This is a genomic window from Faecalicatena contorta, assembly GCF_001404335.1.
Taxonomy (GTDB): domain Bacteria; phylum Bacillota; class Clostridia; order Lachnospirales; family Lachnospiraceae; genus Faecalicatena; species Faecalicatena contortus_B.
This window is the reverse complement of record NZ_CYZU01000011.1, coordinates 105,133-117,289: the sequence shown is the minus strand read 5'-3', so window position 1 is coordinate 117,289 and position 12,157 is coordinate 105,133. Positions and strand designations below refer to the sequence as shown.

The window sequence follows — 12,157 nt, the reverse complement described above, 5'->3', positions numbered from 1 at the left end:
ATGTTATTATGAAGAGCCGTATGCGGGAAAGCCGCACGTACGGTTCTGGAAAGGATTATACATTGCGAAATGTGTATTTACTAAACAACTATGAAGAAATTAAAGGCACACATGATTTGCCATACCCATTGGGACAGGGAATGGTATCTGACACGGGAACAATTCAGGACAAAACTGGTCAGGCTCATAGACGGGCTTCTGGATCTGGTTGAAGAGGTTCCGGAATATGTTTCATTTATGCTGGACGGGCAGACAATAGCGATCGAAGATTATCTGGAGATAAAACCGTATTGCAGAGAGCGTCTTTTCAACGCGCTGAAGACGGGAAAAATTATCTGTGGACCATGGTATGTTCTGCCGGATGAACTGTTAATCAGCGGGGAGTCTCATATAAGGAATTATCTGAAAGGCGCCCAGGTAACGGCGGAAGCAGGGCATAAAATGGCGACGGCCTACCTGCCGGACTCCTTCGGGCATCCGGCACAGATGCCTCAGATAGCAGAGGGGCTGGGGATGCATACAGTGGTATTCTGGCGGGGCGCTTCCAGTGAAATGGATAAGACGGAATTTTACTGGGAATCTCCTTTTCCGGACTCGAGTGTCCTTTGTGTCCATATGCCCCATGGCTATGGCAACAGCGGGAACCTGAGCAGTGATATGGATATTACCGTGCCAAGGGTGAAAGAACTCCTTGAAAGCCTGGGGGCAAAATCAACAACAGATGTGGTTCTTCTGATGAACGGCTCGGATCATATCATAGGGCAGAAAGATATCTGTGAGGTAGTCAGACAGCTGAACGAGCAGATACCGGAGTGTTGCATCGAACTGTCCACTATGGAAAATTACCTGAAAGAACTTCGGGAACAGTTAGAGAAACGTACAAAGGGGTCTGACCCCTTTGAACTGACAGCCTTCCGCGGTGAGATTCGTTCGGGCGAGCGCTCAATGCTGCTCGGAGGCACACTGTCAAGCAGAATGTATTTGAAGCAGAGAAATGATATTGTACAGAATAAAGCGGAACGCTATCTGGAACCTCTGCTTGCGCTTGAAAAACTGAGCGGACGGGAATTCGACAGCTGCGGGTATTTGGACTATATCTGGAAGAAGATTCTGGAGAACCATCCCCATGACAGCATCTGCGGATGCAGTATTGATGAGGTGCACCGGGAGATGATGACACGCTACGCCTGTGTAGAACAGCTGGAAGATACGCTGATGCACGACACTGTAGTGAGAAATGAAATGAAGGGACAGCAGACAGGCACGAGGGCAGCAGAAATCTCTCTGTTTGAACCGTGCGTCAAAGAACAGCCGGCCTATACGGAACTGGAGATCTGTTTGGATGAGACGCTTGTACAGTCTGTTGACTATACGAAGTCTGTGATTGTAGATTGTGAGAATCGTATCTGCCATCCGGAGATCCCGGCGGGAATCAGAATTACGGATGAGGCGGGAAGGAAGATACCACATGTTATTCTGGAGGCAAAGAAGGATTACAATACCTTGTACCAGGATCATACCATGCCGGAGATTTATAAGGTAAATAAGCTCCGCGTGGGTGTGATGCTTCCCGGCTTTACATATGGCTGCCACCAGCTGACGGCAGCGCCTTTTGATGAACCGTCTGTTTGGGCGGTCAGGACAGAGGGCAGTGCCATAGAGAATGAGTTCTACCGTCTGAGTGCAGGGGAAAAAGGGCTGCTCCTGCTGGATAAAAGGACACAGACGGAACACGAAGGATTTGCCAGAATGATCGATAAGGGGGATGCCGGTGATGAATATACATATTCATGGCCGGAAGAGGATCGCGAATGTACAATAGACGGTTCTGCACTGGAGGTTGAAAAAGAAATTCAGGCGGGTATCTGCCAGAGCCTGATACTCCGCGGAAATATGATACTTCCGGAAGCACTCAGTGAAGACCGCGAGTCAAGGAAAAAGACGATGACCAAATGTCCTTTCGTCATGAAAATCACCTTATACAGCGGGATAAATCGGATTGACTGTCATCTGGACTTTGAAAATAATGCAAGGGATCACAGGCTCCAGGTACAGTTTCCGTCAGGAATACGGACGGAAACCAGTGAGTCTTACCAGATTTTTGATATAACAGAGCGTCCCGTTGAAGTAGAAGTTCCGGAAAAATGGATGGAATATCCACAGTCCACACATCCTAATCACGGTTACGTTGGAGTTCATGACAGTTGTGAGGCGATGAGTGTGGGAACAACAGGGCTCCCGGAATATGAAGCAGTACAGACAGAAGCGGGAACAGCCGTAAACTTGACACTTCTCCGGTGTGTGGGGTGGCTTTCCAGAACGGATTTGCTGACACGGCATGGAAACGGAGGCTGGACAATTGAGACGGAGGAAGCGCAGTGTATCGGGAACCACAGCTTTGATTTTTGTGTAGTATATCATCCAAACCGCACGGCCGAAGCCTTTGATGTGATAGAGAGATTCCGCTGCCCTGTCTATACGCAGTCTTTAAAAAGCGGGTGCAGGAGTCTCCTGGCTGAAGAACATACGGGCAGTTTTATGAATAAGCTGCCAAAAGGCGTTCAGCTTTCAGCCCTGAAGATCTCGGAAAGGCAGGATGGAGTTATCCTGAGGATCTACAGCATTCTGGACAACAGGCAGGAAGTGGTTTTGCCGGTGCTGCCCGGAATGGATAAGGTATACATGGCGAACCTTGCGGAGGAAAAGCAGAAAAAACTGGAAGTGCGAAACGGAGAAATAAGATTTGATATCAAACCCGGACAGATTATAACGTTATATATCGATACAAAACCTTAGGAGGCGGAAATGAGATTCAAAGAGGATATTGATATAGTAAGAAAAAGACTGTATGCATTCTGGGACAGAGAGATGATAGACAGGGTACTGATATCAGTGACAGCCCCGAAAGAAAAGGGGAAAAATATTTCCATGTTCCATAATTCCCAAGATCTTACAGGAAAGCCCGAAGAGCTTCGGAAATACTGGGAAGATCCGGAGACAATATACCGAAATAACATGGAAAGGCTTGAAAATACGTTCTTAGGGGGCGAAACTCTCCCCATTATCTTTCAGAATTACGGAACCAGCGGGCACTGTAATTATTACGGGGCTGTCCCTGCTTATGGGAACGACACGATCTGGTTTGACCCGGTGTGGGAGGATTTATCTGAAGCAGAGGGCAGTTATACGGAAATACGCCTGAAACAACATCTTGAAATCACCCGCTGTCTGACGGAACACGCCAAAGACAGCTACTTTATAGGAATGCCGGACAGCAGCGGAACACTGGATGCACTGGGGCACCTCTACGGAACGGAAAACGTTCTGATGGATATGCTCTCCCAGCCGGAAGAAGTAAAGAAAGCAGTCCGGATTCTGAATGAAGGATGGATAAAAACGAATGAAATGTTTTATGGGATAACCGAGCAGCTCAATGGAGGCGGGGCACATGCCTGGATGCATCTTCTTGCTCCGGGGAGACTGGCGCATATGCAGTGCGATATGTCGGTGATGTTCTCGAAAGAGATGTACGGAGAATTCGTGGTGGATGAACTGGAACAACAGATGGAATGGCTGGAATACCCCGTGTACCATTTTGACGGTGTTGAACAGGAACAGCATCTGGATTACATACTGGGCCTGGAAAAATTGAAAGCAATTCAATGGACTCATGTCGCAGGACAGCCCCCGGCCTCCCATTACCTGCATATTCTGAAGCGCATGCAGGAGGCGGGGAAAGCCCTGATTATCATGGCGCCTCCGTCTGATGTCCCAATCCTGCTTGAACATCTTTCCGGGAAGGGATTGTATATTCATACAGAGACGGAGGAGATGGAGTCCGCAAAAGAGATTATAAAATATGTAGAGAAACACGGAAAGGAATAGATATGGAAAAAAGATACAAAGAATATCAGCATCATTTTCCGGCGGTTCTGAAGGGGGTGGAGACGGAAGGCGGAAACTTCAGAATCAAAGCGCTGGATAATTTCGGGGAATCAATCAACCTCTGCCTTTGTGCATTTCAGTCAGGTATCATACGGGTAAGGATTGCCAGGGGAGAATTCACACCGGTGAAGTATCCGGTGGTCAGAAGAGAATTTCTGCAGGAGGCATCTGTAAAAACAGCAGAGACAGAGGAAATGTACTGCATCACTACGGAAGAATACCGGATAGAAATAAAAAAATCCCCTTTTAGCTTCCGGATCTGCCATGCAGACGGAAGGATTGCCTGCCGGGAGAGCCAAAACGATGTGGATTCTGTGGGGGACGGATATAACCAGATACCACCGGCAGGGTACAGCATGGACGGAGACGAATTAAAGGGGATGAATCTGGGGTTTTTGCTTCATTATGATGAAAGTATCTATGGACTGGGCGAGCATTTTACACAGTTCGATAAGCGGGGGCAGACAGTGTCCATGCGGAATTTTGACACCCTGGGATGCAGGGATGAAACGGCATATAAGAACATTCCATTCTATATGAGTAGCTATGGCTATGGACTTTTTGTGCATCATCACGGAATCTTTGATTTTCATATCGGGAGTGAATCAGCGGCTACACTCAGTGCTCATATTCCGGACAGCTCGCTTGAATACTATCTGATTGTCAGACCGTCCCCGAAGGAGATACTTTCTGCCTTTGTAAATTTGACCGGGCCGGCTGTACTGCCTCCGAAATGGTCCTTTGGGCTGTGGTACTCAACGGGCTTTAAAGGGAATTCCGAAAAAAATGTGGAGGAGGACGCAAAGCGTTTCCGGTTGGAAAAGATTCCGTGTGATGTCATGCATTTTGACTGTTACTGGCTCAGAGAAGATAAATGGTGTGATTTTGTGTGGGATGAAGCGCAGTATCCGAACCGAAGCGCTATGATAGCCGGACTGAAGGAAAATGGCTACAAAATCAGCCTGTGGATCAATCCCTATGTGACAATTACCACGGAAATGTATCAGGAAGGAAAGGAAAAGGGTTACTTTGCAAAGAACAAAGAAGGAGAACCTTATGAGGCGGACTTATGGCACGGACTGTTGTCGCCCTGCGTCCTTCTGGATTTTACCAATAAGGATGCGTCTGCATGGTTTAAGGCAAAGTTGAAAACTGTGCTAAAGGAAGGTGTGGATGTCCTGAAGACTGATTTTGGCGAAGACATTCCTTATGATGCTCTGTTTTCTAACGGGATGACAGGAAAAGAACTGAGGAATGTATATTCCAGGCTTTATAATCAGGCGGTATTTGAGGTTTCACAGGAATGCAAGGGAGCGGGAAATGCTCTTGTCTGGGCCAGAAGCGGCTGTGCAGGTATGCAGCAGTTTCCGGTCTGCTGGTCCGGAGATCCTCATTCCAGCTACGAAGGGATGGCCGCAACACTGCGTGCAGGCCTTTCTATGGCGATGTCAGGTGTCCTCTTCTGGAGCCACGACATGGGAGGGTTTTATGGTGACGTAACAAAAGAAATCTTTATCCGCTGGTCGCAGTTCGGTCTGTTTACATCGCACAGCCGCCTGCATGGTACAACCACAAGGCAGCCATGGGCTTACGATGAGGAGACGACTGACATTCTCAGACAATTTATCAGTCTGCGTTACCGGCTGATGCCGTATATCTGGAAAACCGCATCCGAGTGTGCAGGAAGCGGACTTCCGTTTATCCGCCCCATGGTACTGGAATATCCCGAAGACAGAAATGTAAGAGGGATGTATGACCAGTATTTCTTCGGAAAAGATATCCTTGTGGCCCCTGTTTTCGGCGGCAGAGATGCTGTCAGGCAGGTATATCTGCCTGAAGGAGCCTGGGTGGAGATGCTGGGGGATAAACGGACCTATACGGGTGGAAAATGGTATTCTTTCACGTGTCCCCTGGATTATATGCCTGTTTTTGCAAGAAAGGAAGCTGTCATTGAAACGGAAGCTGTTAAAATGTATGTGGAGGATGAAAGATGTTACTGTTCACACCCTGCGGGCGTACACAGTAACGGCATCTGCCCATTTAAAGTCGCCTACGGCGAGGGGCAGATGCTCCGAGACCATCACTTCAGCGGCTCCGATGCCGTGCAGCGAGGTGCACGGCACGGTCTGAACAGTAACAGAAAGATGACATCAAAAGAAAGAATGCTCTGTGCAATTGAGGGTGGGATCCCTGACAGACTGCCGGTGACGGTTCATCAATGGCAGCCGTATCATTTAAAAACATATATGAACGGAATGAGTGATATTGAGGCAAATAAAGCGTGTGGTCTGGATGCTTCGATCAATGTATTTTCTGTGTCAGGCGAAGAAAGCGATACGTGGAAAGTAAGCAGTACACGGGAGCAGAGGGAAGGCTTTTATGTGAAGCACTACACGATTGAGACGCCGGATGGAATACTGACGACCTCAGAAGGCATCAGTCCCATGACCAGCTGGGTGATGGAACATTTGATAAAAAAGGAGGAGGATATCCATCTTCTCAGGAAATACCGGCCTGTTCCAAAACTGGATCGAAAACTAGCTGTGCAGACTTATGATGCATTGGGAGAGGATGGTATATTAAGAACCTTCATATGGGGAAAACAGGGCGGTTGCTGGCAGGACGCCTGTGAATTGTATGGTGTCGAGAACCTGATACTGATGACCTATGACGATCCGGAGTGGGTACACGAGCTGCTTCAGATTTTGTTGGAGCAAAAGCTGGCTTATATTGAGGAAAATCTGCCGGGGATGCCCTTCGACCTTGTGGAGACCGGAGGCGGAGCTTCCAGCAACACCGTGATCTCACCCGATATCCACGAAGAATTCTGTCTTCCTTACGATATAAAAATGCATGATGCCCTGAAAAAGCACGGGTTTCGTTCCGTCTATCACACATGCGGGGGGATGACACGGATTGCGGATTTGATAGCAAAAAATCACTGCAGCGTATCGGAGACACTTTCTCCTGTGGCAGTTGGCGGGGACATCGGTAACAGGGCGGATGAGCAGAAAGTTTACAATGCACTTCATCCGTTTGTGGGGCTGATCGGGGGAATGGACCAATTCCATATTCTGGAGACGGGCACAAAAAAAGAGATCGAAACAGAGGTAAGACGGCTCTATGAAAGTTTTGGTCTGGACGGAGGATACATTCTGTCTGCCTGTGATCATTTTTTTGAAGTGCCGCCTCAAAACCTGCGCTATTTTTCCGATGCAGCTAAACATATTTTTTATTAATTTAAAGTCTTTCTGACGGGGGGGCGCACTGCGGCGTAAGAGGCTGCTGCTGCGATGCGGCCGCCGAAGGCACGGGTTTTGTGGGAGAAACTCTATTTGATGAGAGGAAAATAAAGGAGGTATCTATGATAGCGAGAGAACAGTATGAAGAATACAAGGTGAATACGCTTTCTGCACTCGATAAGGCAGGCATTGCCCTTACTGAAGAAGAAAAGAATCAGGTTGAAGTTGCAGATTTTGGGTTGAATCGGCTTAATGAAATCGGGCTGCAGGTTATTACATATGTAAATACGCAGAGGTGCTGTGCAAAGGAACTGGTTCTGATGCCTTACCAGATCTGTCCGGAGCACAGACATCCGGAAATTGACGGATTGAAAGGGAAGGAAGAGACATTCCGCTGCCGCAGGGGAACGGTCTTCCTGTATGTAGGCGGATTTGCAGACAGCGGACAAAAAGAAGGGATTGCCGGGAAGATTCCAAAAGATATGGAAGAATACTTTACTGTTTTTCATGAGATCTGTCTGCATCCGGGAGAACAATACACACTTGTGGAAGATACCCTGCACTGGTTCCAGGCAGGAGAAGAAGGATGTATTGTCTCGGAATTTTCGACCAGAAGCGTAGACGAGGCTGACATTTTTACAGATATTCACATAAACCGCATGCCGCAGGTGGGAGAATAGGAGGCAGGAGTATGCAGGATTACAGCAGTCAGGCAGCCTATATCAGAGAACTTGCCAAAAAGCTTGCAGAACTGCCTGATACACAAGAGAACATCAGTAAGCGGAAACGCTGGGCAGATCATAACGATCTGAGATCCCCTCAGCAGCCATTAATCTGGGTCTGCCCGGATGATGACGGCGGGTGGCTGGAACTTGTCCCGGAGTCTTCTCTGCAGTGTGAAGATCCCCTTCTGAGGGATATGGAGAATAAAATCAAAAAGTACCTTTACCAGGCCCAATACCTGAAAGATGATTTTGTGTTTGAAAAGCGTCTCTATTTTTCTTATCCGGGCACTTACACCGGGTATCTCTATGGTAATGCCAGGCAGGAGACGGCATGGGGGATTTCCATAGTAAAACCGGAGATTGGAACGAATGCATACCACCTTGATAATTTCCTGAAAACAGAAAAAGACTATGAAACCCTTCTGAATCATGAAGTGGATTTCCTGCCTGATATAGAGACAAAGAATGCGATGCAGGAGAAAGCCGGAGACGTACTGGAGGGGATTCTGGATTTTGAGTTTCAGCTTCCCTACAGTGTTCTTGTACAGAGCCATCTGATAGAAATGGTACATTTAAGAGGCCTGGAAAATCTGATGTATGATCTGTATGATGAGCCTGAACTTCTGAACAGCGTGTTCAGACATATGGGAGAGAGTAAGGCAAGGCTTTTGAAACGTCTGGAAGAAAAGCGGCTTTTATTTGATAACCGGATTAATATCTATACGGGTTCCGGGAGTTTAGGCTACACGAATGCTCCCTGGAAAGAGCCTGAAGACGTTAAGCTGAAGGATATGTGGGGATTTGCAGATGCCCAGGAATTCAGTAATGTTTCCCCGGAGATGTTTGAAAAATTCGCAATTGCCAACCAGAAGATTGGGCTGAATTTATTTGGAAGGGGATGCTATGGCTGTTGTGAGCCTCTCGACCACAAGTATGAGGCTATATACAGACATATCACAAACATAAGACGTCTGAGCGTCAGTCCATGGTCGGATATAGATGAAGCTGCAGAACAGATAGGCCAAAAAGCAATCTTTTCGTGGAAGCCGGATCCGTCCAAAATATGCACGGGATTTGACGAAAATGAAATACGGAAGTATCTGAAAGAAGTTGCTATAAAGACAAAGGACTGTTATATGGAGGTGATCTTAAAAGATATACGGACATGCGGACATACAAACAGGCATCTTGTAAAGTTTATAGAACTGGCCAGGGAGGCGTTTTCGTAATATAGCAACTTCCAGACAAATTTCCTATATCACAAACCCCTCAGGGGGGATGCACATGCTGCGAAAAGATATATTGCTGCAATGCTGCATTGCGGCGGGGCAAAGTGCGTATCCATATGATAACCAGAGAGGATATTAAAAGAAAGGCGTCAGTATGACAAAAAAAGAGAGAGTATCAGCGGCAATCCGGCATCAAAAAACTGATCGGGTTCCAAAAGGCGAACTGCATATTGACGCGGAACTTGCAAACCGGCTTCTGGGCAGGGAATATCCGCTGACCTATGAGTGTTTTGAGCGGGAGAAGGCGATTCGTGAACTTTTGCGGATGGATCTGGTTAATGTAGGCGAATGGCCGGAGTGGGAGCTTTCGCCAGGACAAAATGGGAAGCATCTGATACAGACTGTTTACGGCCAGATTTACGAGATGGGATCAGGAAGCCGGCGGCTTGTCAGAGCGGCTGTAGAAGAAATAGAAAATGCAGAGGCATACAAAAAGCCCGATAGTTCAAAAGTAACGGGGGAGATTGTAAAGCGTTTTGCACAGGAGACGGACTTTTTTGTGTTTGCTCAGATTGGCGGACCTGTCACACAGCTTGATGAAATGTTTAGTATGGAAGATTTTATGGTTTACAGTCTGACCAATACAGACGATATGCATAAGATTGCGGTAAAAGTGATGGAATATGAGATTGAGAAAGCCAAGATCTTTCTTGACAACGGGGCCGACGGGATCGTAATCGGGGACGATGTGGCCTTTAATACCGGTGTATTTCTCCCGCCCCATATTATGGAGCAGAATGTTTTTCCATTTTGGGATCAGGCTGTAAAAGAGATAAAAGCCTATAAAAATGTCCCTGTATTTCTGCATAGTGACGGAAATGTAAATGCTGTTTTAGAAAAAGTAACAGAAGCGGGATTTGATGGGATACAGTCCCTTCAGCCATCTGCTGGGATGGATATCGGCGAGGTAAAAAAGAAATACGGTAACAGACTGTGTCTGTGGGGGAATATTGATTTAGACTACATAATGTGCCATGCATCACCGGATGAAGTCAGGGCTTCCGTGAAAAAAACCATCAAAAAAGCAGGAGCGGATGGGGGATATATTTTGTCAACATGTAACACTTTGATTTCGTCAATTCCTCAGGAGAATATTTATGCAATGATTGGAGCAGCAGAATAAGGTATACCTTATTCTGCTGCTATGCCGCAGACCCGCCCGCAGGGCATGAGTTACGGGGTGCCCTTTGGGTATACATTATTCTGCAGCTGTGCTGCAGACCCGCCCCGAAGGGGCATGTATTACGGGGTGCCCTTCGGGTATAGGATAAAAGGAGGATCAGGAAGTATGAAAAAATCAGGAATTCTAAATAGCGATATCTCAAGAGTACTCTCGTATATGGGGCATACAGATACCATAGCAATTGGAGACTGTGGGCTGCCTGTGCCAGAAGAGACAGAAAGGATTGACCTGGCTTTAAGAGAGGGGATGCCCTCCTTTATGGACGTGCTGGAGACAGTCTCGGCTGATATGAAAATCGAGAAAATTGTTCTGGCTGAGGAGATCAGGACTGACAATCCGATGGTTCTGGAACAGATCCTTGAACTTTGTGGAAATCTGCCGGAGCCGTGCAAGGTGGAATATATTTCACATGAAGAATTAAAACTTCGGCTTAAGACATGCAGGGCGGTGATCCGTACAGGGGAAGCGACACCTTATTCAAATATCATTCTGCAGTCCGGATGCAGGTTTTAAATAGGTGCAGGTATCGCAGCAAGGTCTAGTAAACAAATTTAATAGAATTTTTCTTGAATTCGCAGGAAGATTATGCTAAATTAAATGCACCCGGATGGGAAATATCCGGGTGCATTTCAAACATTCTTTCTATCTAATCATAAGGATTTCATTCTTTTGGACAAATTCGTCCGGTAATTCAATGTTTGAAAAAGAAATAAAAGTATATAAAAGCAGAAAAGGGTGATGCGTATTGACTGTGTAAATATGAAAGTCAAGGTTATTTTTTACATATAAATCATACCAGGAGAAAATAGAATATGGGAAAAAATGATGTATACATGAAACGATGGCTTTCCGACAAAGCCCGTTTTGCTGATTTGGTAAATGGTTTTTTGCTCCAGGGGAAACAGATTTTTTCAGGAGAATGCCTGTGCGTGGAATGTTATATGATGCTCTGAGCTATGCGGATCAGGTAAGCGAGATAAGAAAAAACAGAAAGAAAGACAGGACTTACGGAAGTCCTGCTGAATTTCTCTCAGGGTTGAACCAGACCGATCAGCTGTTTCCGATTATAACAATTATTTTTTATTATGGAGAAAAGGAATGGGATGGAAAGCAGGAATTACACGGTTTGCTGGGGATTGACAGAGAGGATTATAAGTTGCTGAAAAAGTATGTGCCCAATTACAAAATCAATCTGATTGATCCAAGAAAGTTGGATGAGTTAATGTGTTTTCAGACTGATTTACAGATTGTTTTCGGAATGCTAAAATGTAGAAAAAGCAAGGAAGAGTTATTGGGCTATGTGGAAAAAAATCAAGAATACTTTAGCAGTATAGACGAGGAGTCTTATAATGCGCTGCGGGTTATGCTTGGATCAGAGCTCGGTTTAAAGGAGAAGAAAGTAAAAACAGGAGGGATAGATATGTGCAAAGCATTGGATGACTTATATCAGGATGGAGTAAAGAAAGGATTAGAACAGGGAATTGAAGCGTTTATCGCCGATTATCGTGAAGAAGGCTTCAGTGAAGAGAAGATAAGAACAAAGCTGGTAAAACGCTTTTTAATAACCCCGGATCAAGCTCTGGATTATTGCAAAATGATTGTTTAGACAGAAAGGTGTAACAGTTCAGATAAGTCTGAACTGTTACATAAATGCTATATATCTTTCGATATATGTCAAAAACACGTTAATTTAACCGCCTCTTATAGAGTATCATCACTAATTTATCCGAAAGGTACATTGTAATTCATACCCTTTGGTTTAGAAAAAAGCAA

9 protein-coding genes are annotated in these 12,157 nt (G+C 46.0%); all 9 read left to right on the top strand.

The annotated features are described in order from the left end of the window. Positions 1-90: 90 nt before the first annotated feature. The 9 genes from ARB69_RS07955 (at position 91) to ARB69_RS07920 (ending at position 11,990) form a co-directional block, all read left to right on the top strand. Complete coding sequence (locus tag ARB69_RS07955) at positions 91-2,796, top strand: alpha-mannosidase (RefSeq protein ID WP_055152494.1); 2,706 nt, start codon at positions 91-93, stop codon at positions 2,794-2,796. Between the two features lie 9 nt (positions 2,797-2,805). Beyond that, the gene (locus tag ARB69_RS07950) at positions 2,806-3,885 is read left to right on the top strand and encodes a trimethylamine corrinoid protein 2 (RefSeq protein ID WP_050641362.1); all 1,080 of its coding nucleotides are present in this window, start codon (positions 2,806-2,808) and stop codon (positions 3,883-3,885) included. A gap of 2 nt (positions 3,886-3,887) precedes the next feature. Continuing rightward, positions 3,888-7,184, top strand: coding sequence for an alpha-xylosidase (yicI, locus tag ARB69_RS07945; protein WP_055152492.1), 3,297 nt, complete (start codon positions 3,888-3,890; stop codon positions 7,182-7,184). 125 nt (positions 7,185-7,309) lie between these two features. Beyond that, positions 7,310-7,867 carry a D-lyxose/D-mannose family sugar isomerase gene (locus ARB69_RS07940; protein WP_087148804.1) on the top strand — a complete coding sequence of 186 codons (558 nt, stop codon included), beginning with the start codon at positions 7,310-7,312 and terminating at the stop codon, positions 7,865-7,867. Between the two features lie 11 nt (positions 7,868-7,878). Beyond that, positions 7,879-9,141, top strand: coding sequence for a hypothetical protein (locus ARB69_RS07935; protein ID WP_055152490.1), 1,263 nt, complete (start codon positions 7,879-7,881; stop codon positions 9,139-9,141). Positions 9,142-9,295: 154 nt separating this feature from the next. Further along, entirely contained in the window at positions 9,296-10,324 is a 1,029-nt protein-coding gene (locus ARB69_RS07930) for a uroporphyrinogen decarboxylase family protein (RefSeq protein ID WP_055152488.1), read from the top strand. A gap of 165 nt (positions 10,325-10,489) precedes the next feature. Beyond that, entirely contained in the window at positions 10,490-10,897 is a 408-nt protein-coding gene (gene rbsD, locus ARB69_RS07925; protein ID WP_050641357.1) for a D-ribose pyranase, read from the top strand. Between the two features lie 299 nt (positions 10,898-11,196). After that, entirely contained in the window at positions 11,197-11,337 is a 141-nt protein-coding gene (locus tag ARB69_RS27650) for a hypothetical protein (RefSeq protein WP_242857559.1), read from the top strand. Beyond that, positions 11,319-11,990, top strand: a complete 672-nt coding sequence (locus ARB69_RS07920) for an Rpn family recombination-promoting nuclease/putative transposase (protein ID WP_055152486.1) — start codon at positions 11,319-11,321, stop codon at positions 11,988-11,990. Before ARB69_RS27650 ends, ARB69_RS07920 begins: the two co-directional genes overlap by 19 nt. The last annotated feature ends 167 nt before the right edge of the window (positions 11,991-12,157 follow it).